Here is a 23,040-nt window from a genome sequence, read left to right on the forward strand (position 1 = left end):
GTCGGCCCGGCCGCTGGCGACCAGCCATTCGGCGACGACGGCGGCGCTGCGCTGGAAGCCAAGCGCACAGCAGACCAGCACCGTGCCCTGGCCCCGCGCCGTCTCGATCGCCGCCACCGCTTGCGCACGCGCCTCGCGAGACGGCGGCAAAAGGTCGACCATGGGCAGGCTCACCCAGCGGATCGAGGCGCCACGCGGCCTTTCCAATTCGCCGGCAAGATCGACCACCGTGCCGAAGGCGTCGGCCTCGGCGGCAGTCGGAAAACGGCCGAGGCAAACACCGTCGGCGATGACGATCTGCGCTGGAAGCTTTCGCGTCCACGCCCACACATTGACCCTGGCAACAAGGCGGTAGGGCCAAAGCAGGAGACGGCTGGCCAGCGACACGCGGCCATCAGCTGTTTTCTGGAACACTTTGGCGCCGGCGCCGGCATAGGCGAAAGCGACGATGGCCAGCGCCAGTGCCGGCCACAACAGGATGAGCCACAGCGCCGAGACCAACGCGCCGGCAGCGGCACTGGCCAGCGCAAGGCTTGCGCCGAGCGCATAGAACAGCGCCAGCCGCCGCGCTTTCGGGTCAACGCTCATACGGAAGCCGGCGAACGGCAGCTCGCCGTCGCGCGGAAACAGCCACAGAGCGAAAAGGCCGAGCAGCGCGCCGGTCGGAATGTCGATGAAATGGTGCTGCCACGTCGTCAGCACCGAGGCGCCGATCAGGAAACACCAGACATGCCAGGCGGCGCCGGCGATGCCGGTCAACCTGTGACGCCAATGGTCCCAGATGATGACCAGTAGTGCGATGTGCAGCGACGGCGCCTGGTTGAAGGGCTTGTCGAAGCCGCCGAGCACGGCGAACATGAAACCGGGCAGGCCGCTTGTCTGCGGACGCACGAAGGTCGCCGTCAGCGGGAACAGGATAAAGCAGGCGACGGCGATGATCTGCGCCGTCAGATAGCGGCCGGCGAGGCGGTCGACGCCGTTCTTCGAATTGTTCAACAGCAGCGACAGGCCGTAGAATAGATTGATCGACCAGTAGGGCACGATCGTCCAGGCAAGGAACGGGATGCCATGCTCCCAGCCGAAGACGATGCTGCCGACATCGTCGCGCCGCGACGCCAGCCAGTTGGCGAAGCCGTAGGTGGAGTAGAAGAACGGCGCCAGAAATGCCAGCCACAGCGCGGCGCGCAGGACTATCCCGGGATACGGCTCGCGCGGCAAGGCCGGAAGGGCAGGGGCATCGCGAGGCAAGGCAGAGGCAGGCAAGTCCATGCTCAGACGCGCCGGGCGATCGAAACGGTGAAGATGCCCCACTGGTCGATGCGCTGGTCGAGCTTCTCGAATCCGGCGCCCGCCACCAGCTGGTCCATCTCGGCCTGCGTGCGCCGACGCATCACCCAGGCCTGGCCGCCGCGATGCGAGGTCAGGCTGCGCGCGATCATCTCGAGCTGCGGATGCCAGGGCTGGTTGGTGTAGACGAGCAGGCTTCCGGGCTGCATGGCGCCGGCCAGTCCACCGAGCGAGCGGGCGATCATGGCATTGTCGGAAAACAATTCGTAGAGCCCCGAGACGATGGCGAGATCCGGCGCCGGGTCGAGGCCGGCCAGCATCGTGGCGTCGAAGGCGTCACCTTGATGGAACGAGACGCTCGCCGGCAGCTTGCGCTCGGCGATCAGCTTGCGGCCGAGCGAGATGTTGAGCTCGGAGAAATCCTGCAGCCGCACGCTGGCCGGCGGCTCGGCGCATTTCTGCACAGCATCGAGCACGTAGCGGCCATGGCCGGCGGCGATATCGACGATATGGACCGGCCGGCCGGCGGCCTTCAGCGTCTCAGCGGCACTGCCGATCAGCTCTTCCAGATGCAGCTTGCGCTGGCGGATGCCGCGCCAGCCAATAGCATCGAGAAAGGTGCGGTCGATCATGCGGCCGCCGGGGCCGATGCCCCGCGCATCGTTCTCGTAGACATAGTCGAGCGTCGAGCCGGAATCGAAGCCGGTGGCAATCCCGGTCTTCATGCCGGACGACAGCCATGCGCCCATGCGGATCGAGGCGCGGCTCGTTGCCCAGTAGAGACCTTTGGGTGACAGTAGCGGCAGCGGCGAGGCCAGCCGGTCGGCCTCGTCGCGTGTGTAGCCGGCGCGGTCGGCCCCGGTCAGGTCGAGCGGCTTTTCCGGCGCCGCGAACTGCTTTTCGAGGAAAGGCCTGATCAGGTCGAGTGCCTTGTGGCGGTCGCGCTCGCCCAAAGTGTCGTGGAAGAAGCCGGGCAGCACATGCCGCTCCTTGGCCGGGCTCGCCAGATTGACGAAAAACTCGTGCTGCGGTCCATGCCGCACCACCCAGTCGCTGCCGGAGATCAGAAGCTGTGTCGGCACGGTGATGGCGCGGGCATCGGCGACGATGCGCGCTGCGTGGTCGTAGAGTTCGACCAGGATGTTGGAGGCGATCGGCCGGGTGATCAGTGGGTCGGCGTCGAAGGAGGCGATGCGCTCGGGATCATGCGTCAGGAATTTCGCCTTGACGTAGGAATTGACGAAGAAACGGCCCTTCAGCTTCTGCCACAACGCAATGCCTTGCTTGGCGAAGGGCACGTAGAGCTTGACCGAGAAGGCCGGCGAGGCCAGCACCAGGGCGCGAATGTCAGGCGCATAGTCGTGCACCCAGGCGGCGGCAAGCACGGCGCCGAAGGATTGCGCGATCAACGCTATATCGCGCCGGGCAAAGCCGTCACTGCCGATCTCGCGCACGAAGCAATCGATGTCGCGCACCAGCGCGGCAAACGACGGCGCATAGCCGCGCTCGCCGGCGGAGCGGCCATTGCCACGCGCGTCCCAGGCATAGAAGGCGTGGTCGGGCATCTGGAGCTCGTCGACCAGATGCGCCATGCGGCCGCCATGCTCGTGGCCGCGATGGAACAGCAGGATGGCACCCTTGCGATGTTCCGACAGCGCCGGCCAATAGCGATAAAAGATCTCGGTGCCGTCATGGCTCTTGAAGCTGCGCTCCTGCGCCACCCGCTCGACGTTGGCTGGAGCCACGGCGGCAACCGTCTGTTGGTGAAGCATGTTGTTCTCCCTGGCGAGACCGGAATTCAGCTGCCGTTCCCGTTAAGGCCGCCGCGTATCCGGTTGATGGCGGTCACCAGCGAGAGTGTAGCCATGGCCGGAAACACGAGCGGCGTGAGCGCCGGGACCCACAGGCCGGACGCGATAAGCACCGCGAGGATGCCAAGCGCCAGCGCCCGATCGCTTTTGCCGAAGGGGCCGGCATAGTTGCGCCCCGCTCCGGCCGCGATGCCGAGCACGCCGGCGAATTCCGCAATCACCGCCGCGATAGCGAATGCAACGACGCCCCAGGCAGGAAAAATGACGGCAAAGGCCAGGATCAAAGCGAGATCGGAGACAACATCGCAGAGCTCGTTGAGATACATGCCGAGCTTCGAGGCCTGGCCATGTTCCCTTGCCAGCATGCCGTCGATGGCATTCAGCGCCATTCGCGTAAACAGCACGAGCGGCATCAGCAGAAAGACCATGCGGTGGCCGGCAAGGGCTGCCACCACAAGGCCGGTGAAGAGCGAGAGGGCAGCGGCCAGCAGCGTGATCTGGTTGGCGGTGACGCCGGCCCTGGCCAGTCCGTCGGCAAGCGGCCGCAACCTGGCCTGAAAGGCCGGTTTCAGCGCATAAAGCGTCGGCATATGCGAACCCCCCGGCCGCGGTGCAAATAATGTTGGCGAGGATGGTCAATTGGCGCGCAAGACGCAAGGGCGTCGCCCTGCCACTTTTCGACATCCGGATGTGTCGGCGCTAGCTTTCGCTGTTGACATTGTCGCCCGGGAACAGTGCGGGCAAGCTTTGTTCGGCCGCCGCCCAGGCGCGACTGTGGTAACGCCGCAGGATGAGAATGCATGCGGCGAAGACCAGCAGCCCGCAAATCACGCCGAGCGTCATGCCCCCGCCAAACGCGGACTTTACAACGATGCCGGTGAAGACGCCGGCGATGGCGCCATTGATCGTGCCCACCATCCCCGCGGTGGTCATGAAATATTGCAGCGGTGAGGGCCTGAGGCCCTTGTCGACCAGCACCGCCGAGGGATCGTCATGGGTGGAATTGACAAGGTATCTTTGCAGGACGGGCGTCAGCTCGACGAAATAGTGGCGGATCCTGGCCATGCCGCGGGCATGCACCATGTCCTCGATGGCAACCTGCACCGCGCGCACGAAGGTGACCAGGCCGATGAAGAAAAGGCAAGGCAGCAAGATCAGGCTGAACAGCACGAACGGCCTGCCCATCTCCGTGACCTGCGCGACGAAGGACAAGGCAATGGTTGCGCTCGAGACCGAGGTCAGGAACAGATCGGCTCGCTGGTTCGCTTCCTGAATGGTCGCGGCGCGAGCATTTTGCAGCACGAAATGCTCGGTCGTCAGGCACTGCAGGGCTTGCTGCGCCTGGTCAGGCGGAACCGGAGCGTCGGGAGAACGGGTCATCGACAGTTGCCCCCTCTGCCCGACGGAACCGGCAGGGCAGAAGGGAGGGTCGTCGTCCTGATGTGAGCCATCAGGACTTGCCGTTGCCGTCGNCGATGATCTTGATCTGCCCTTCCTTGCCGGCGCCCTTGGCGGCAAGGCGCGCTCCGTCTTCGGCAGCGTCACGCTGAGCACTCCGTTCCGGAAGGCGGCGTTCACCTTGCCTTCGTCGACTTCGTAGCCGAGCGGGATACGCCGCTCGAAACGGCCATAGAAGCGTTCGGAGAACTGCCTGTCCTTGTCCTCGGTCTCTTCACGCTTCTCGCCGCGCAGCGTCAGTACGCCGTCATCGAGCAGCAGCTCGATGTCCTTCTCGTCCATGCCGGGGATCTCGGCGGTGACGCGGATCTCCTTTTCGCCATCGGAGATTTCGACACTGGGCCAGCTGGCGCGGGCAGCGGAGAAGCCACCGAGCGACGGCAGCCGCGTGTCGAAGCCGCGGAACGCCTCGTCGAACAAGCGGTTCATCTCGCGATGCAGCGTCAGGAAGGGATCGCGATCGCCGTCGCGGAACAGGCTGGGGGCCTGATTGTTCTCCCGGCCCCAGGGAATGAGATCACGAATAGCCATTGCATAGTCTCCTTTCTCGACTGGTGCATTCAGGCAGCCTGCTTGTTTGCTTCGTCTTGCGCGACCTTCGGCCCGGTCTTCGGCGAGGCGACATCGGTCGCGATGGCGATGCGCCGAGGCTTCATCTCCTCGGGCACCTCACGTACCAGATCGATGCTGAGCAGGCCGTTGTCGAGCGTGGCGCCCGCGACCTTGACGTGATCAGCAAGCTCGAAACGGCGGGTAAAGGGCCGTGCGGCGAGGCCATGATGCAGATACTCCGCGTTATCCGGCTCCTTGTGCTGGCCGGAGACAATCAGGAGGTTGGGTTCATGGGTGATTTCGAGGTCGTCCTCGGAAAAGCCAGCGACGGCGATGGTGACGCGGTAGTTGTTCTCGCCGCTGCGCGCGATGTCATAGGGCGGCCACGCGTCGAAAGCCTGCGGGGCATTTTCCAGCAGGTTGAAGACGCGGTCGAAGCCGATGCTCGACCGATAGAGCGGGGAAAAGTCGAATGCGGTTCTCATAGCTACATCCTCCATCGAGCAACATAGATACGAGGAGCGCCAAAGAGCTGGCGCTCCCTGGTTTCGCCGGCCCCATTTCGGCGACCGGTGCCATCGATCTGGTTATTGTCCGCCGCAAGTCAAGACCCGGCGGCTTTCGCGTTGCCGGTTTTTCGGTCGGTTCGGCGAGGCTGCCAATCTCCCTATTTGCGGCGAGATGTCCGGCAGGAGATTGCCTGTTTGCCAGCTGGCTTCAATCGCCAACGCCGAGTTCCCCGGCGGGTTATTGTCTGCCGCAGGTCAAGACCCAGATTCCTCTGTTGCCGGGGCTCCGTTCCCGGCAATCGCAGATGGAGCTGACCATGACACGCGACGAGATCATTTCTGTGGTGGGCCCGGTCGACGACGCCGTTATCGCCGACATTGCGGCGACAGACGGGACGGTCCAAGAATTGCGTGAGGCCCTGGCCTGGATCGCCGCCGACGAGGCGCTGGTGAACGAGGGCCGACCGCTGCCGACGGCAAGAGTAGCGATGCTGATCGAACTGCTGCAAGGGCCGGACGAGGAGGAATAACCGGCCATTTCCGCGATGCTCTTGAACCGCGCAGAGAGACGAACCATGTCCTTCAGCGGCGCCGGCCGACCGCCGGTGCCCGCCAGCTTGACGTTGCTGCTCAAACAAGAAGACGATCACAAGACACGGAGGAAGTGATGGACGACGTCCGCTTTGCCGAGCCGATCACGTTGAAATTCCAATCCAGCGAGCGCAAGGTCGCCAGCAGTTGGGAGGCCATCGAATGCATGCGCCAGCAGTGGCCGGACCGTGCACGCGGCCGGAGTTGGCGCGCTGCCTATCGGACCTGCCGGGACGCGCTCGACGGTTGGCACACCGCGCGTGATGCGCGCAAGGCCTTCGCCAGGGCGGCGCGCAAGGCCGGGTTGCTCGCATCGGCCCGCAAGCCTGTCGACCACGCCGGCTAGTCCGGACCCCTCCGATATTGTGAGATCCAAAACAAGTGGGGAGAGGCAGCTGCCTTTCCCCCACTCCGGAGACTTTGTCCGCTGTCTAGTGGTACCCACCTGACTTGTACCCACTGACATAAGAGTCCGGCTCGGGATTTCCCTTGGCTACACGCGAAGGAGCGGGATTTTGCTTGGGCCAACTCAGTTAGTCACCGTCGTGAAAAGTTCGAGTACCAATTCCATTCCCACGTTCTGCCTGCATCAGCGGAGAACGCACGGCTGTAAATCGGGGTTTGCGGGTTGCGCTTATCCCAGTGGAATTTTGCGATAACGTCCTTGCCGGCCACAACCTCACGGCCGAAGAATTCGCCTTCGTCGCCATTGAACGAGCCCACCTTTCCGTCGTCGAGTTTGCCCGCGTTGCTGTCGGCCCAGTAGATCGTCCAGAGACGCGTCTTTGGATCGAACAATCGCACGGTGAGGCCCTCGAACGGCTTTCCTCCCAACTCCGTACGAAAAATGTCGAAGTTGCCCAAACCCACCAGGATTTGGCGGAACTCTTGGGTCGCGTCGAATTCCTCCCACTCGTCGCTGCCGGCCAGCGGTTCCTTCAACGTACGGTTCCTGATGTTCCAGTTGCCCACCAAATAGTCGAAGTCATTTTTGGACGACGTCTGGCTCGCCGTTATCGCAAGTTTCCCGTCCGATGAAAGAGAGAACGCACTCATCTACTTTCCTTTGGATCGACGTCGTGCCAGCACTGCCATCGCCGCGGACATGACGAATGTATGGGCGTTTCTGCGATGACTTCGGCGCGCTTCGCATGTCCAATCGCGGCAACAAGTGGATGGGACCCAACCGCGCGTCGTGAGGCACGCCCGCCGTCGCCTCCATGTTGCAACGCGTAAGCCGAAGACCCGTTCCGGACACGATCCGCTTCGGTTAGCTCCGCCACTCCGTCGCGAAGTCGCGTTGCTCCGCGCTCCACACAGGATTTGCTAACCGCCTTGAACCCCTGAACCGACCGCCCAACCGGATACCAAGTGTCAGATTCTGACCACTAGCGGCTGATCGGCTTGCTCTTCAGTGGACGGTGATGATGCCGTTTACGGCCCGCCATTCGGAGGGCTGGATCAGGTGATGATGGGCGACGCGCACCGAATGCAACGGGCCTTCGATCTCGCGCTCCCAGAAATCAAGGAAATGCTTCAGCGTCGGGAAATCAGGGGCGATATCGTATTCCTGCCAGATATAGAGCTGCAGCAGGCTTCGATGATCGGGTAGGCGGTAATGGATCTCCGCCGTGGTGAGGCCAAACCCTTGCATCTGGAGCTGAAAGTCCCTGCTGGTCATGCAATCTTCCTTCCGTTGAAATCTCCGTCCGCGAAAACGCCTCTTGTTCCACATAGGTTCCAGTCGCGTCGGGAGAGCGACGAATGTGCAAGCAATTACAGCACATTGGCACTCTCATTGGTCGAGTGCTAAAATTTTTGCGTGACCCTCTTGAAAGCAGAAAAAAGCGCGACTAGTTCGTATGCACGCGATGCCTGATGAAGGGGTCGCGCACCCCGTGCCGGGCCGATATTGCCGGTCCGGTCAGGAGGATCTTCGAAAATCTGTTTGTCCCGAGAGGAGAACGACATGACGTTCCGTCCATTGCACGACCGTATCCTGGTCCGCCGTATCGAGGTCGACGAGAAGACCGCCGGCGGCATCATCATCCCCGACACTGCCAAGGAGAAGCCGCAGGAGGGCGAGGTCATTGCCGCCGGCCCCGGTGCGCGCGACGACAGCGGCCAATTGCAGCCGCTCGATGTCAAGGTCGGCGACCGCATCCTGTTTGGCAAATGGTCCGGCACCGAGATCAAGCTCAATGGCGAGGATCTGCTCATCATGAAAGAGAGCGACGTGCTGGGCGTTATCGAGGGCGCCGGCGAGATGAAGAGGGCTGCCTGAGGGGGGCCTGAACAAGCATTCCAGTCAACGAAAAGCTGCCTATTCGAAGGAGTGATCCAATGGCTGCCAAAGATGTGAAATTTCATACCGAAGCCCGCGAGAAAATGCTGCGCGGCGTCGATATTCTCGCCAATGCGGTGAAGGTAACGCTCGGTCCAAAGGGCCGCAATGTCGTCTTCGATAAGTCGTTCGGCGCGCCGCGCATCACCAAGGACGGCGTGACTGTCGCCAAAGAAATCGAGCTCGAGGACAAGTTCGAGAACATGGGCGCGCAGATGGTGCGCGAGGTCGCCTCGAAGACCAGCGACACCGCAGGCGATGGCACCACGACCGCGACGATTCTTGCTCAGGCCATCGTCAGGGAAGGGGCCAAGGCGGTCGCTGCCGGCATGAACCCGATGGATTTGAAGCGCGGCATCGACAAGGCGGTCGACGCCGTCGTCGCCGACCTGAAATCCAATGCCCGCAAGGTGACCAGGAACGACGAGATCGCCCAGGTCGCCGCCATCTCTGCCAATGGCGATGCCGAGATCGGCCGCTTCCTCGCAGAGGCGATGGAAAGGGTTGGCAATGAGGGTGTCATCACTGTCGAGGAAGCCAAGACCGCTGAGACTGAGTTGGAAGTGGTCGAAGGCATGCAGTTCGACCGTGGCTACCTCTCGCCCTATTTCATCACCAACCAGGATAAGATGCGCGTCGAACTCGAAGAACCCTATGTGCTGATCCACGAGAAGAAGCTGTCCAACCTGCAGGCCATGCTTCCTGTGCTCGAAGCCGCCGTGCAATCCGGCAAGCCGCTGTTGATCATCGCCGAGGACGTCGAAGGCGAGGCGCTGGCGACGCTGGTCGTCAACAAATTGCGCGGCGGCCTGAAGGTTGCGGCCGTCAAGGCGCCGGGCTTCGGTGACCGCCGCAAGGCCATGCTCGAAGACATCGCCATCCTGACCGGCGGCACGGCGATCTCGGAAGACCTCGGCATCAAGCTCGAGAACGTCACACTGGAGATGCTCGGCCGCGCCAAGAAGGTGCTGATCGAGAAGGAGAACACCACCATCGTCGACGGTGCCGGCCGCAAGGATGAAATCCAGGCGCGCATCAGCCAGATCAAGGCGCAGATCGAGGAAACCACCTCCGACTACGACCGCGAGAAGCTGCAGGAGCGGTTGGCCAAGCTCGCTGGCGGTGTCGCCGTCATCCGCGTCGGAGGCTCGACCGAGATCGAGGTCAAGGAGCGCAAGGATCGCGTCGACGACGCCATGCATGCCACACGCGCGGCGGTCGAGGAGGGTATCCTGCCCGGCGGCGGCGTGGCGCTGCTGAGGGCGGCGAAGGCGCTCGATAACGTTGTCGTCGACAATCCCGATCAGAAGACCGGTGTCGACATCGTGCGTCGCGCCATCGAAGCGCCGGTGCGCCAGATCGCCGAGAACGCCGGTGCGGAAGGTTCGATCATCGTCGGCAAGCTGCGCGAGACGACCGACTTCGGCTATGGCTGGAACGCCCAGACCAACGAGTTCGGCGACCTGTACGGGCAGGGCGTCATCGATCCGGCCAAGGTCGTTCGCACTGCGCTGCAGGGTGCCGCCTCTGTTGCCGGACTGCTGGTGACGACCGAGGCGATGGTGGCCGAGAAGCCGAAGAAGGAAACGCCCATGCCTCCGATGCCCGGCGGTGGCGGCATGGACTTCTAAGATCAGGCTTTCAAAGCGAGATTTCGAAACGGCAGATGGGCCGTGTCCGCCAACGCGGGCACGGGCTTGCCGGTTCGGGTCGAATGCTGAGCAGGTGTTGCCATGGATATGACGGACAGTTTTGGGAAGATCGCGGCGCCGACCCGCCCGAAGAACGATTTCAACTATGAAACCGATTGCAGGGCGGCGCTGGCGCCTTTGGTCGACGGCCTGCTGGATATGGCCGAGTCGGCCGGCTGGGACCGCCGCAAGGCTGCCTACACGCTGATGTTTCTGTCGGCTCAACGCGTGGGAGCCGGCAAGGAAGGAGCGTAAATGATCGCGGCGCGGATGCGCGATTGCCTGCTCTAGTGGGGAAATTGGCAGCTTCGCCGACAGCGCTCTAAGCCATCGGTAGCAACCGGCGCATAATCAGCGAGGCGTGGCCGCCCACCCCGTGTGCAGCCGGCCGGCGCTCGACCACTTCGAAACCGTGCTTGCGATAAAAGGCGATTGCCCGGTCGTTGCCCTCGATCACCTCCAGCGCGATGCTGGGAATCCCCGCATGCGCTGCAAGAACCGCGTGCAAAAGATCGGCCGCCAGCCCGGTGCCGTACTCGCTTTTGTCGATATGGAGCCGCTCGAGCATGACATCGCCCTTGTTGCCCATCGCGGCCATCGCGTAGCCGGCGAGCGAGCCGTCCGCCCGCTCGGCTACGAACCACATCTTGCTGTCGTCCCCGAGCTCGGTCACCAGCCGCTCCGGCGCGTGCTTCTCATCCGACAGCCGTGCCGTGGTCTCGGCACCCAGGATTGGCGAATAGGTGTGGCGCCAGGATTGGCCCAGCAGCCGCGATACCGAGGGCACGTCCTGTTCGGTCATGGTTCTTATTTGGGTCATTGGCACCTCGCCTCAGAAACCTGCCCCTTTTGAGCGGAGATGTTCGGCAGGACAGAGAGGTGCTGTCCCGCCGATCCTGCACGGCCGAGTTCAGCGCACATCCGCGCCGGCCGTCATGACTATGTGCTGGCAGACATTGTCGATATCGCGAATGACGTCGTCGTTCCAGAAGCGCAGGATAGTCCAGCCGCTGCTCTCCAAATAGGCGCTGCGTATCCTATCCCGCTCGGTGTGCTCAACGTCGGCGTGCTGGCTGCCATCGACCTCGACGATGAGGCCGTGCGTCGGGCAGGCAAAATCCACAATGTAGGGTCCAATCGGCACCTGCCGGCGAAAGCTCAAATCCATGAGCCGATGCGCGCGAAGCTCATTCCACAGTTTCAGCTCGGCGTCGGTCATCGCGCGACGCATGGATTTTGCATTCTTGCGCTGGCGTGACGGAACGAGATCGTGCCCCACTAGGCGCTCCTGTCTTCGTGATTGGCGAAGTCATGGGTGACGGCCGATCTCCCCCCTTGCGGGGGAGATGCCCGGCAGGGCAGAGGGGGTGCTGTCCCGCCAGCTTGTCAGCCATTTGCAGTCTAATCCTCCTGCTGGAATGGGCTTGGAAGCGGCTTACATTGAGACGTTGGCGATCCTTCCCACCCCCCTCTGTCCTGCCGGACATCTCCCCCGCAAGGGGGGAGATTGGCTGTTGCCAGCGCTTTCGCCAACCTCTTGCTGCCTTGCAGCGAAAATCGTCGCCCCCGCCATCACCGCCTTACCCGCGATTTCAGCCAGCGGTCGAACGCGACGGCGAGGATGAGGATCAGGCCGATGACGATGCTTTGCGTGTATGACGAGACGTTGTTGAATTGCAGCCCGTTCTGCAGGACGCCGATCAGCCCTGCACCGACCACCGTGCCGCCGACGCTGCCGATGCCGCCGAACAGCGAGGTGCCGCCGATGACGACCGCCGAGATCACCGTCAGCTCGTAGCCGATGCCGGCGACGGCTTCGGAGGAGTTGAGCCGCGCCGACAAAACGAAGGCGGCAAGGCCGGCGAAGAAGCCGACGATGATGTAGACCGAGATCAGGATGCGGTCGACGCGCAGGCCGGAGAGCCGCGCGGCCTCGGCATTGCCGCCGACGGCGTAGACGGCGCGACCGTAGCGCGTGTAGCGCAGCACGATGTGGCACAGGATTGCGGCAATCGCGAAGATGATCGCCGGCACCGGCACCGGGCCGATCAGGCCGGTACCGAACCAGCGCATCGAGGCGTCGAAGCCGGAGATCGGGCCGCCATTGGAGATCGTCAGCGTTAGGCCGCGAAACACGGTGAGGCCGCCGAGCGTGACGACGAAGGGCGGTACTTTCAGCCTGGTGATGGCAAAGCCCTGGACACCGCCGGCCACGGCGCCGACGACGACGGCGGCGAGAAGGGCGGCGAACCAGCCATAGCCCAGCGTGCCCGTTGTCGACAGCGACAGCGTGTTGGCGGTGCCGCCCTTGGCCACCACCGCCGCGACCATGCCGCAGAAGGCGAGCAGCGAGCCGACCGACAGGTCGATGCCGGCGGTGAGGATAACGAAGGTCATGCCTAGCGCGATCAGGCCGGTGATCGAGATCTGGCGCATGATGTTGAACAGGTTGATCGGGTCGATGAAGCTCGGCTTCAGCACGGTGAAGACGACGATCAGCACCGCCAGGAACATCAGCGGGCCGAAGCTCATCAGCAGGCGCGCAAGATTGACGCCGCCGCGCTGGCTCCGTTCGGTCGTGCTGGTCATTGCGTTGCTTCCTGATTCTGGGCTTCCTGCTTCTGGTCGAGCGCCATCAGTTCCATCAGTTTCTCCTCGGTCGCCTCGATGCCAGGCATCTCGCCGGTGATGCGCCCGCGCCGCATGGTGACGATCCTGTCCGACACGGCAAGCACTTCGGGCAGCTCGGACGAGATCATCATGATGGCGATGCCGCGCGCGGCGAGCTCTACCAGGATCTGATGAACCTCCGCCTTGGCGCCGACGTCGACGCCGCGCGTCGGTTCATCGACGATCAGCACCTTGGGATCGCGTGCCAGCCAGCGGGCAAGGATGACCTTCTGCTGATTGCCACCGGACAGTCCCTCGATCGCCTGCTCGGGCGAGGCCATGCGGATCGACAGCATCTTCCTGTAGTTCGCCAGCGCTTCTCGCTCGCGCCGCTCGGCCATGAAACCGACATTGGAGTAGCGGTCGAGCGCGGCGATCGAGAAATTGGTGAGGATGGCGAGTGCGGCGAAGATCGCCTGGTGCTTGCGGTCTTCCGGCACCAGGCCGATGCCGAGCTCGATGGCATCGGCGGGTGAGGCCGGCGCGATCGGCCTGCCATCGAGCCTGATGGTGCCGGCGGCAATGCGGTCGGCGCCGAAGATGGCGCGGGCGAGCTCGGTGCGGCCGGAACCGACGAGCCCGGCGACGCCGAGGATTTCGCCCGCCTTGAGGTCGAGATCGACGCCTTCGAGCACGATGGCGTGCGGCGCCTGCGGATCGCGCACCGTGCGCAGGCCGCGCACCGAGAGCCGGACGTCGCCGGCGACATCGCGCTGCGTCGGCCTCGCATAGAGCTCGGAAGCGGCGCGGCCGACCATCTTCTCGATGATCTTCGGCAGTTTGATCGGCCCACCTTCGCGGTCGAGATGGCCGGCCAGCCTGCCGTCGCGCAGCACCGTCATACGGTCGCAGATTGCCGATGCCTCCTCCAGCCGGTGGGTGACGAACATGATGGCGACGCCGTCTTTGCGCAGCCGGCCCATAATCGCCATCAGCTTCTGCACTTCGGTTTCGGTCAGCGCCGAGGTCGGCTCGTCCATGATGATCAAGCGGCTCTTCAGCGATAGCGCGCGGGCGATCTCGACCAGCTGCTGTTCGGCCACCGACAGTGCGGAAACCGGCGTCGCCGGGTCGAGATCGAGGCCGACACGAGCGATGATCGCGCGGGAATCTTCCTCCATTCGCCGCCAACTGACCAGCCCGAACCGGCCGAGCGGTGCGCGGCCGATGAAAATATTCTCCGCCACGGTCAGCGTCGGGATCAGGCTCAGTTCCTGGTAGATGGTAACGATGCCGTGGCGTTTCGCATCCTGCGGATTGTGCGGATTGAATTCGACGCCGTCGAAGACGATGCGACCGCTGGACGGCGGCATCACGCCGGACAGGATCTTGAGCAGCGTCGATTTGCCGGCGCCGTTCTCGCCGAGCAGGCCGAGTATCTCGCCGGGGCGGACTTCGAGCGAAACGTCGTTCAGCGCGGTGACGCCGGCAAAGCGCTTGGTCACGCCCTCGACGGTGAGCAGGGCGGGGGAGGGCACAATAGCGGCTGCCTTGGGCAAAGTTTGCTCCTCGATCATTCGGTTGTACGCAAGGCTGGCGGGACAGCACCCCCCCTCTGTCCTGCCGGCCATCTCCCCCTCAAGTGGGGAGATTGGCAGCCTCGTTGGCCTCGCTTCTTCTGCAAGATCGAAAATTAGCGAAAGCCCGGGTAACATCCAATCTCCCCCTTGAAGGGGGAGATGGCCGGCAGGCCAGAGGGGGGTGCTGTCCCGCCGGCTTCGCCTACTTCGTCTCGCCCAGCCTCTCCGCCTTGTCGAGATTGTCCTTGCCGATGACGATCGGCGTCAAAAGCACCAGCTTTTCCTTCGGCTCGGTCTTGTCCCTGGCGTAGGCGACCGCGATCTGCACGGCGGTGCGCGACTGCTCGCCGGGGAATTGCTCGACCGTGCCGGCCAGCTTGCCGTCGCGCACAGCGACCAACGCTTCGGGAAGCGCGTCGAAGCCGTAGATCTTGACGTCGGTGAAGTTGCGCGCCGCGCAGGCTTCAACCGCGCCAAGCGCCATGTCGTCATTGGCGCAGATGATCGCGTCGGGCTTGCCGTTGGCGGCAAGGCCGGCCTCGGTGACGGACAGCGCCTCGGCGCGGGCGAAGTTGGCGGTCTGCTCGAAGATGATCTGGTACTTGTCCTTCATGGGATCAAGGACGTTGTGCACACCCTTGTTGCGGTCGATCGCCGGGCCGGCACCGGGCTGGCCCTGCAGATGGAAGATCTTGGCGCCGTTCGGGAACGCCGCCACCATGGCCTGTGCTTCGGCCTCGCCGCCCTTGACATTGTCGGCGCCGACATGGGCGAGGATGCCTTCGACGCCCTCGACGCGGCGGTCGATAGTGACGACGGGAACGCCGGCCTTCACCGCTTCCTCGATGGCTGGGGCCAGCGCGTTGACGTCGAGCGGCGAGATGACGATGGCGTTGACCTTTTGCACCAGTGCCGCCTCGATGTCGGCGGTCTGCTTGGGCGCCGAATTCTGGCCGTCGCTCTCGACCAGGTTGACGCCTTGCGCCTGCGCCTCAGCCTTGATCTGGTTCAGCATGTGCACGAAGAACGGAAAGCCGAGGCTCGGCACCGAACCGAGGATGGTCAGCTTGTCCTGGGCGAAAGCCAATTGCGGAGCGGCCAGCGCCAAGGCGCCCATCGCCGCGGTCGACAGCAGGAATTCACGTCTGTTGATCAATTTAGTCTCCTCCCAGATGAGCGCACGACCCCGAAACCGGAATGGGTTTTCCGGAAGGTTCCTTGCGTCGATTCAAAAATGGAGTGTCCTTCGAGCGCCCAACTCGTGTTTGAAGGGACGCAACGGCGCTCCAGCCGGTCCACCGCGACGTTCTCCTCCGCTCGGTGCCTGCCGGCGGATGCTAGCCAAGGCCGGAGCTTTGCGCAAGAACGGGAGAAGGCAAGACCTACCGATCGATCATCACCATGGTGCGCTCGCCGTAGCGCGGACCGGCGACCTTGCCCGGCGCCAGCGCGTCGTCGAGCACCTGCATCTCGGCGGCGTCGAGCCTGATCGAAGCCGCGGCGACGTTCTCCTCGAGATATTTTCTGCGCTTGGTGCCGGGGATCGGCACGATGTCGATGCCGAAGTCGCTCCCCTTGTGGAGCAGCCAGGCCAGCGCGATCTGGCCTGGCTTGACGCGCTTGGCCGCGGCGATGTCGAGTACCGTGGCTGCCGCCTGCATGTTGGCGTCATAGTTGGCGCCCTGGTAGCGCGGATCGCCGCGCCGGTAATCGCCCTCTGGATAGTCTTCGGCGCGCCTGACATCGCCGGTGAGAAAACCGCGGCCGAGCGGCGAGAACGGCACCAGGCCGATGCCGAGCTCCTTCAGCAGGGGAATGATTTCCGGCTCGAGATTGCGCTCCCACAGCGAGTATTCGCTCTGCACTGCCGACACCGGATGCACGGCATGCGCCCGGCGGATATTGGCGGCGCCGGCCTCCGAGAGGCCGAAGAAGCGGACCTTGCCCTGAGCAATCAGCTCGCCGACAGCACCCGCCACCTCCTCGATCGGTACCGCCGGATCGACGCGGTGCTGATAGAGGAGGTCGACGTGGTCGCTGGCTAGCCTCCTCAGCGAACCTTCGACAGCCTCGCGGATATGCTCCGGCCGGCTGTCGCGCTCGGTGCCGACTTGCTTGCCGTTTTCGATGCGAAAGCCGAATTTCGTCGCGATCGTCACCTCATCGCGCCGGCCCTGCAGCGCGCGGCCGAGCAGTTCCTCGTTAGCGTGCGGCCCATAGACTTCCGCAGTGTCGAGGAAGGTGCAGCCGAGTTCGATGGCGCGGTGCAGCGTGGCGGTCGATTCCGCCTCGTCGGCCGGGCCGTAGGACTGGCTCATGCCCATGCAGCCGAGGCCGATCATGGAAACCTGCAGCCCCTGGCCGCCGAGTTTGCGTGTCGTCAACGTCATGTGAAGTTCTCCAGGTCAGCATCGCGTTCCAAGCCGCCACGTTCAATATAGCGCGCCGGCTCGGTTTCCACAGAGCGAGAGACGCCACCGCGCGAGGGCTCGCAGCGGCCGCCAAATTGACAGCCGACCCGCTCTCGGCCATCCTTAGGCATGCCGCCTTGCGGCTTTGTGCGTGAGTAACCAGCATGGCCAGTTCCGTCACCAGCCAGAAATCCAAGCGCGCCGCGGTGCGCAAGGCGCTCGACCGCCACAAGGTCTACATCACCGCGCAGCGTTTTTCCGCCGGTGGCTACAGTGCGCGGGTGCTGGTCGACGGCGAGGCCTATTGGGTCGACGAATTCCGGCTCAGCCAGCTGCAGCAGGGCCTGTCGCCGGCCGAGCTCGAATTGACGCCGGCCACCGACGATTGAGCGGCGTGACCTCCCATCCTTCGTCATCCCAGGGCGGAGCAGGAGCGAAGCGACGTCGCGGAGACCCTGGGATCCATGCCGTGACATTGGAGTGCCGCTGCGATGGGATTTTGATGCTGCGCTCGTTGCTTTTGCCCACCACCTACGCCTAGTCCATGCCAGCTCCTTCGAAGCTCAAGGCCTATCGCGCCAAGCGCGAGTTCACGAGGACGCCGGAACCGGCCGGTGGCCTGGCTGCCGGTGAAGGCAACCGCTTCGTCGTCCACAAGCACCACGCCACCGCCGATCACTATGATTTGCGCCTGCAGGTCGGCGACGTGCTGAAGAGCTGGGCGGTGCCGCGCGGCCCGTCGCTGAACCCGGCCGACAAAAGGCTGGCGGTCGAGACCGAGGACCATCCGCTCGAATATATCGATTTCGAGGGCGTCATTCCCGAAGGTGAATATGGCGGCGGACCGATGATCGTCTGGGACACCGGCGTCTGGGCGCCGATGGACGATGTCGAAAAGAGCCTGCGCACCGGCTCCTTCAAGTTCCGGCTCGCCGGCGAGAAGCTCAATGGCGGCTGGATGCTGACGCGGCTGAAACCGAAGCCCGGCGAGGATGAGGGCAAGAAGAACTGGCTGCTGTTCAAGGAGCGCGATCTCGCCGCCGATGCCACGCTCGACATACTGGAAGCCCGGCCGGAAAGCGTCAAATCCGGCCGTCGTATCGAGGAACTGGTGGCACCGCCGAAGCCTGCCGCCAAACCTGCCAAGCCGGTGGTGCTGAAACCCGGCGCTTTGCCGGGCGCCGTCAAGGCGCCCCCGCCTTCCCGGATCGAGCCGCAGCTGGCGACCTCCGTGGCCAAGCCGCCGGACGGTGAGGATACTGGGGTGGAATGGCTGCACGAGATCAAGTTCGACGGCTACCGCACCATGGCGCACCTGGCCGACGGTGCGGTCAGGCTGATCACCCGCGCCGGCCTCGACTGGACGAAGCGCTATGGCGACCTGCCGCTTGCCTTCGCCAGGCCGCCGTGCCGGGAGGCGATCATCGACGGCGAGGTCGTCGCGCTCGACGCCAAGGGCATCAGCCGCTTTGCCCTTCTGCAGGACGCGCTGGCCGAAGGCGCCGGCAACAAGCTCCACTTCTACGCTTTCGACCTCGTCTATCTCGACGGCTGGGACCTGACAAAAGCGCCGCTTCGGCGGCGCAAGGCGCTGCTTTCGCAACTTCTGTCCGGTCTCGGCGCCAACTCCGCCATCCAGCTCAGCGATCATGTCGAAGGCGACGGCCAGGCGCTCTATGACCAGGCATCCGAGATGGGGCTGGAGGGTGTGGTGTCGAAACGCGCCACGGCGATCTACCAGAGCGGCCGCACCAAAACCTGGACCAAGACCAAGGCGCTCCAGACCGGCGACTTTGTCATCGCTGGCTACACCGTCTCCGACGCGGCCGAGGGACTCGCTGCACTTGGCCTCGGCGAATTCGAAGACGGCGAGCTGCACTATCGCGGCAAGGTCGGCACCGGCTTCGATGCCGCGACCGCAGGCGAATTGCTGGCGCGGCTGGAGCCGTTGCGGGCCGGTGCATCCGCGCCCGAGGGCGTTCCGCGCGAGATCATGCGCGAGATGAACTGGGTGCGGCCGCTGCTTTCGGCGCATATCCATTACGCCAACCGGACCACCGACAATGCGCTGCGCCATGCCGTGTTCCGCGGCCTGCGTGACGTCGGCCTGTCGACGCCGGTTTCGGCCAAGCGCAAGCGGCTGATCGCCGAGGCCGACCTCGCCACAATCTGGGTGACCAACCCGACGCGGCGGCTGTTCGGCAAGACCGGCCCGACCAAGCTCGATATCGCCGTCTATTACGCGCTGGTCGGCGATTTCATGCTGCCGCACATTCTCGGCCGGCCGGTCTCGCTGGTGCGCTGCCCGACCGGCAAGCCGCAGGACTGTTTCTTCCAGCGCCACGCCTTCACCGGCATGCCGTCCTCGGTGGCGACCTTCGAGGCGACGAATTCGGAGGGCGAGACCAAATCCTATCTCTCGGTGGAAGACGCCAAGGGCTATCTGGCTCTGGCGCAGTTCGGCGTCGTCGAGTTCCACACCTGGGGCACCCATCGCACGCGGCTCGACAAGCCGGACCTGATCGTTTTCGACCTCGACCCGGGCGAAGGGATCGCCTGGCGCGAGGTGGTTGAGGCGGCGGTGCACATTAAGGGCGAGCTGGAAGCGCTAGGGCTGGTGCCGTTCGCCAAGACCTCCGGGGGGCACGGCATCCACATCACCGTGCCGGTGACGCAAAAGCAGAACTGGAAGAAACTGCACCAGGCGACCAGCGCCATCTCCACGCATCTTGCCGCCACCGCGCCCGACACTTTCACCACCACCATGGGCAAGGACAACCGCAAGCGGCGCATCTTCATCGATTTTCACCGCAATGCGCGCGGCCACACCTCGGCGGCTCCCTATTCACTGCGCGCCCGCACCAATTTGCCGGCCTCGACGCCGGTCAGCTGGAGCGATCTGGAATCCATCGATGCTCCACAGGATCTGAATTATTCCTCGCTGCCGGGCCTTCTGGCGACGTCAGGCGACCCTTGGGCCGACATGGAAGATTTCGCCAGGGATTTGCCGGCGATAGGCACCGCGACGTAGTTCTGCGAGCGCGGCCAGACTCCATCGACGCTCCGGAAAATTTGAATTATTCTTCGCCACGGACCTCTTGCCTGCAGGCGGCTCCCAGCGGAGGAAGATTTCGCTAGGGATTTGCCGGTATTGTAAGGGGCAATGTAGGATTTCGGCAGCCGCATTCGTCCTCCGGACGAAACAGCGCTGCGAACAGTTCGACAGCACAAGGCCGCGTAGGAGTATTTCATGGCGCCCAGGGCAAGTTGGAAAGGTTACCTCAAGCTCAGTCTGGTCAGCTGTCCGGTCCGGCTCTATCCGGCGACCAGTGCCAGCGAGCGCATCAGCTTCAACCAGCTGCACAAGAAGACGCACAACCGCATCAACATGAAGCCGGTCGACCCTGAACTCGGGTTGGTCGAGCGTTCGGACCTGGTCAAGGGCTACGAATACGAGGACAAGCAATACATCATCATCGACGATACCGATCTCGACGCGGTGCGCATCGAATCCAACCATACGATGAACATCGAGGCCTTTGTCGACGAGCGTTCGGTCGACGTCATCTACCAGGACGCGCCCTATTACCTGGCGCCGGATGGCGCAATGGCCGAGGAGACCTTTGCCGTGTTGCGCGAAGCGATGCGCAAATCCGGCAAGCTGGCGATCGCCCGCCTCGTGCTGTCCAGCCGCGAGCGCGTGGTGACGATCGGCGCGCGCGAGAACGGCATGTTCGTCTGCACCTTGAGGAATCCGAACGAAGTGCGTGGCACGGCTGAATATTTCGGCAATATCCCGGCCGGAAACCCCGATCCGGAAATGCTGCAATTAGCCGAAGCGCTGATCAAGCAGAAGGAAACCACCTTCGACCCGAAGAATTACGAGGACCGCTACGAGATCGCGTTGATGACGATGATCCGCGAGAAGCTCAAGGGCCACAAGCCTATCATCGCGGCGGCACCTGAGCGCGGCAACGTCATCAATCTCATGGATGCGCTGAAGGCGAGCCTGTCGCAGTCGGCCAAGCCACCGGCCAAGTCGAAGAGCAAGGCCGATGAAACAGCCAAGCCTGCGGCGAAATCCGCCAAGGCCGGCGCTGGCGCGGCCAAGGAAAACCCGCTCAAGGCGAACCTTCTCAAAGCCGTCGGCAAGAGCAAGGCGTGACGGCTCTTGCCGGCACGGTCTTCGGCATCGTCGGCGCGCTGGCGGCCTTTCCGCTCAGGCTGGCGGCGCGCGAGGTCGCGCGCCAGCACGGCCAGTTGCGGCGCGGCGTCACTCGGCGTACCACGCATGTCGTGTTGGGCCGCATGTTGCTCGCCAGGGCCGGCGACATCGAGATCGAGCGCCGCGTCGCTGCGGAACGTGCAGCCGGGCGCAGGCTGGTCAGCGAGAACGGCTTCCTGCGGCTGCTCGGGTTGATGAAGGCACCGGAAGCCTCGATGCTGTCGCGGCAGTCGCTGATCGATCAGTCGCGGCTGACCGGCGCCGATCTCGACCTTTTGTCGCTGTTCGACGCCTTCGAGCATGATTGCGAACCGTATTCCTTCCGCGACCTGATCCTCGCCCGCAAATATGCCGGGCTGGTCGCCGGCGGCGCCTCATGGGGGGCGATCGTGCGGTCGGTGCATCGCTCCGGCCCGATCGCCTCGCTCACCGCCAAATCGCTCAATGTCGGCTCGCAGCACGGGCGGGCCGACGCGATCTATCTCGAGGGCGGCCAGAGCGAAGTCAACGGCCAGCTGCTGTTCGATCTGGGAACGCAGGATGACGACACGCTGGAAGAGCTGTTCGCCGATGCCGAGGCGGCGGAAGAGGCTGAAGACCACGAGCAGGCCGCGGCACTCTACCAGCGCTGCCTAGCCATCGACCCGAGCGATGCCATCGCCGCCTTCAACCGCGCCAACTGCCTGCGCGCCTCCGGCCACGCGGCCGAGGCGGCGCACGACTATGCCCGCGCCATCAAGTGCGACCCGGTGTTCGTCGAGGCATGGTTCAATCTGGCCGGGCTGATGAGCGAAGAGGGGCGGGTGGCGTCGGCTCGGCGGCATCTGCTGAAGGCGATTTCGCTAGATGCGAAGTACGCCGATGCCGTGTTCAACCTTGCGAGGCTGGAGTTCGACGCCGGCAATCTAGCCGAAGCGCGGCGGAACTGGGCGCGCTACCTCGAACTCGACGCGGATTCCGAATGGGCACGTATGGCGGCCAAGGGTATCCAGTTCGTCGATTTGCAGCTGGCGCGGATGTCGGCGGGTTAGGGCTTCATTTGGTCGCGCTTGAACACCCCCCTCTGTCCTGCCGGACATCTCCCCCGCAAGGGGGGAGATCGGCAGCTTCTCCTTACCGCCCGCCTTCCAACGTTGGTGATTGGCGAAAGCGATGGCGACATCCAATCTCCCCCCTTGCGGGGGAGATGGCCGGCAGGCCAGAGGGGGGTGCGAAGGAACTCGGCCTTCATCTGCGGGCCACCCCATGACGACCTTCCTCTTCGACGGCCCCGACACCGCCCCAATCACCATCCTGCTCGCCCATGGCGCCGGGGCGCCGATGGATTCGCCCTCGATGACCGCGACGGCAAAAGCGCTGGCCGAGGCCGGCTTCCGCGTTGCGCGCTTCGAGTTCCACTACATGGCGGCCCGCCGCTACGGCCATCGCAAGCCGCCGCCGCGCGCCGAGACGGTTAACCCGGAATATATCAAGGCAATCGCCGATCTCAGGGCGAAGGGCGTGAAGGGTCCGCTCATCATCGGCGGCAAGTCGATGGGCGGACGCGTCGCTTCGATGATCGCCGACGAGATGTTTTCAAAGGGCGAGATTTCAGGGCTGCTGTGTCTCGGCTATCCCTTCCATCCGCCGGACAAACCGACGCAGCTTCGGACAAAACACCTCGCCGACCTCAAGACGCCGACATTGGTCTTCCAGGGCAGGCGCGACGAGTTCGGGACCAAAGACGAGGTCGCGACCTATGCTCTGTCCGACGCAATCGAGATCTTCTGGCTGGAAGACGGCGACCATGATCTGAAGCCGCGCAAAAACATCTCCGGCTTCTCCACCGCCGATCNATCTTCTGGCTGGAAGACGGCGACCATGATCTGAAGCCGCGCAAAAACATCTCCGGCTTCTCCACCGCCGATCATCTGAAGACGCTGGCTGATGCAGTGAAGGCGTGGACCGAACGGATCGTGCGCTGAAGCAGGC

General features: G+C 64.0%; 22 protein-coding genes and 2 pseudogenes. 11 read left to right on the plus strand and 13 right to left on the minus strand.

The window, feature by feature from the left end:
• The 5 genes and pseudogenes from X760_RS49125 to X760_RS49140 all read right to left on the minus strand — a co-directional run.
• Positions 1–1,269: phosphatase PAP2/dual specificity phosphatase family protein (locus X760_RS49125; RefSeq protein WP_023718094.1), on the minus strand; the 1,269-nt coding region annotated here is incomplete at its 3' end.
• 2 nt (positions 1,270–1,271) lie between these two features.
• On the minus strand, positions 1,272–3,059 hold the full coding sequence (locus tag X760_RS49130) for a bifunctional alpha/beta hydrolase/class I SAM-dependent methyltransferase (protein ID WP_023718095.1): 1,788 nt from the start codon (positions 3,057–3,059) through the stop codon (positions 1,272–1,274).
• A gap of 26 nt (positions 3,060–3,085) precedes the next feature.
• Positions 3,086–3,688 (minus strand): CDP-alcohol phosphatidyltransferase family protein, encoded by a 603-nt coding sequence (locus X760_RS49135; RefSeq protein ID WP_023718096.1) that lies wholly within the window; start codon positions 3,686–3,688, stop codon positions 3,086–3,088.
• 928 nt (positions 3,689–4,616) lie between these two features.
• A pseudogene (locus X760_RS0137410) lies at positions 4,617–5,087 on the minus strand (Hsp20/alpha crystallin family protein); the annotation flags it as partial.
• A gap of 29 nt (positions 5,088–5,116) precedes the next feature.
• Entirely contained in the window at positions 5,117–5,593 is a 477-nt protein-coding gene (locus X760_RS49140) for an Hsp20 family protein (protein ID WP_023718098.1), read from the minus strand.
• A gap of 341 nt (positions 5,594–5,934) precedes the next feature.
• Here X760_RS49140 and X760_RS49145 point away from each other — a divergent pair, with 341 nt between their 5' ends.
• Together X760_RS49145 and X760_RS49150 are read left to right on the plus strand one after the other, a co-directional pair.
• The gene (locus X760_RS49145) at positions 5,935–6,147 is read left to right on the plus strand and encodes a hypothetical protein (RefSeq protein WP_245278542.1); all 213 of its coding nucleotides are present in this window, start codon (positions 5,935–5,937) and stop codon (positions 6,145–6,147) included.
• A gap of 137 nt (positions 6,148–6,284) precedes the next feature.
• Complete coding sequence (locus tag X760_RS49150; RefSeq protein ID WP_023718100.1) at positions 6,285–6,554, plus strand: DUF982 domain-containing protein; 270 nt, start codon at positions 6,285–6,287, stop codon at positions 6,552–6,554.
• A 191-nt stretch (positions 6,555–6,745) separates the two neighbouring features.
• Here X760_RS49150 and X760_RS0137415 read toward each other — a convergent pair whose 3' ends face one another.
• Together X760_RS0137415 and X760_RS49155 are read right to left on the minus strand one after the other, a co-directional pair.
• Positions 6,746–7,264 (minus strand): DUF1579 family protein, encoded by a 519-nt coding sequence (locus tag X760_RS0137415; protein ID WP_023718101.1) that lies wholly within the window; start codon positions 7,262–7,264, stop codon positions 6,746–6,748.
• A 355-nt stretch (positions 7,265–7,619) separates the two neighbouring features.
• Complete coding sequence (locus tag X760_RS49155) at positions 7,620–7,889, minus strand: usg protein (protein WP_023718102.1); 270 nt, start codon at positions 7,887–7,889, stop codon at positions 7,620–7,622.
• Between the two features lie 288 nt (positions 7,890–8,177).
• On the opposite strand from X760_RS49155, the gene X760_RS49160 reads away from it, so the two are divergent.
• From X760_RS49160 to X760_RS49170, 3 genes are all read left to right on the plus strand, one after another.
• The gene (locus tag X760_RS49160; protein WP_023718103.1) at positions 8,178–8,492 is read left to right on the plus strand and encodes a co-chaperone GroES; all 315 of its coding nucleotides are present in this window, start codon (positions 8,178–8,180) and stop codon (positions 8,490–8,492) included.
• A gap of 59 nt (positions 8,493–8,551) precedes the next feature.
• Positions 8,552–10,183 carry a chaperonin GroEL gene (gene groL, locus X760_RS49165; RefSeq protein ID WP_023718104.1) on the plus strand — a complete coding sequence of 544 codons (1,632 nt, stop codon included), beginning with the start codon at positions 8,552–8,554 and terminating at the stop codon, positions 10,181–10,183.
• Between the two features lie 102 nt (positions 10,184–10,285).
• Positions 10,286–10,498 (plus strand): hypothetical protein, encoded by a 213-nt coding sequence (locus X760_RS49170; RefSeq protein ID WP_023718105.1) that lies wholly within the window; start codon positions 10,286–10,288, stop codon positions 10,496–10,498.
• A 67-nt stretch (positions 10,499–10,565) separates the two neighbouring features.
• Here X760_RS49170 and X760_RS49175 read toward each other — a convergent pair whose 3' ends face one another.
• The 6 genes from X760_RS49175 to X760_RS49200 form a co-directional block, all read right to left on the minus strand.
• On the minus strand, positions 10,566–11,045 hold the full coding sequence (locus tag X760_RS49175; RefSeq protein ID WP_023718106.1) for a GNAT family N-acetyltransferase: 480 nt from the start codon (positions 11,043–11,045) through the stop codon (positions 10,566–10,568).
• Positions 11,046–11,153: 108 nt separating this feature from the next.
• Positions 11,154–11,522 (minus strand): endonuclease domain-containing protein, encoded by a 369-nt coding sequence (locus X760_RS49180; protein ID WP_023718107.1) that lies wholly within the window; start codon positions 11,520–11,522, stop codon positions 11,154–11,156.
• 293 nt (positions 11,523–11,815) lie between these two features.
• Entirely contained in the window at positions 11,816–12,832 is a 1,017-nt protein-coding gene (locus X760_RS49185) for an ABC transporter permease (protein WP_023718108.1), read from the minus strand.
• Positions 12,829–14,412, minus strand: coding sequence for a sugar ABC transporter ATP-binding protein (locus tag X760_RS49190; protein ID WP_023718109.1), 1,584 nt, complete (start codon positions 14,410–14,412; stop codon positions 12,829–12,831). Before X760_RS49190 ends, X760_RS49185 begins: the two co-directional genes overlap by 4 nt.
• Positions 14,413–14,635: 223 nt before the next feature.
• Entirely contained in the window at positions 14,636–15,586 is a 951-nt protein-coding gene (locus X760_RS49195; protein ID WP_023718110.1) for a substrate-binding domain-containing protein, read from the minus strand.
• Between the two features lie 229 nt (positions 15,587–15,815).
• Positions 15,816–16,823, minus strand: a complete 1,008-nt coding sequence (locus tag X760_RS49200; RefSeq protein ID WP_023718111.1) for an aldo/keto reductase — start codon at positions 16,821–16,823, stop codon at positions 15,816–15,818.
• A gap of 185 nt (positions 16,824–17,008) precedes the next feature.
• Between X760_RS49200 and X760_RS49205 the strand changes: the two genes are divergently transcribed.
• The 6 genes and pseudogenes from X760_RS49205 to X760_RS77850 form a co-directional block, all read left to right on the plus strand.
• Positions 17,009–17,233, plus strand: a complete 225-nt coding sequence (locus X760_RS49205; protein ID WP_023718112.1) for a hypothetical protein — start codon at positions 17,009–17,011, stop codon at positions 17,231–17,233.
• Between the two features lie 155 nt (positions 17,234–17,388).
• Positions 17,389–19,875, plus strand: coding sequence for a DNA ligase D (gene ligD, locus X760_RS49210; RefSeq protein ID WP_023718113.1), 2,487 nt, complete (start codon positions 17,389–17,391; stop codon positions 19,873–19,875).
• A gap of 219 nt (positions 19,876–20,094) precedes the next feature.
• Positions 20,095–21,009, plus strand: coding sequence for a Ku protein (locus tag X760_RS49215; protein WP_023718114.1), 915 nt, complete (start codon positions 20,095–20,097; stop codon positions 21,007–21,009).
• Positions 21,006–22,100 (plus strand): tetratricopeptide repeat protein, encoded by a 1,095-nt coding sequence (locus X760_RS49220; RefSeq protein ID WP_023718115.1) that lies wholly within the window; start codon positions 21,006–21,008, stop codon positions 22,098–22,100. Before X760_RS49215 ends, X760_RS49220 begins: the two co-directional genes overlap by 4 nt.
• A 214-nt stretch (positions 22,101–22,314) precedes the next feature.
• Entirely contained in the window at positions 22,315–22,938 is a 624-nt protein-coding gene (locus tag X760_RS49225) for an alpha/beta family hydrolase (protein WP_023718116.1), read from the plus strand.
• Positions 22,905–23,033, plus strand: a pseudogene (locus tag X760_RS77850) (alpha/beta family hydrolase); the annotation flags it as partial. The gene X760_RS49225 and the pseudogene X760_RS77850, both read left to right, overlap by 34 nt.
• Between the last annotated feature and the right edge of the window lie 7 nt (positions 23,034–23,040).

It is taken from the genome of Mesorhizobium sp. LSHC420B00, from assembly GCF_000503055.1.
In the GTDB taxonomy this organism is placed as follows: domain Bacteria; phylum Pseudomonadota; class Alphaproteobacteria; order Rhizobiales; family Rhizobiaceae; genus Mesorhizobium.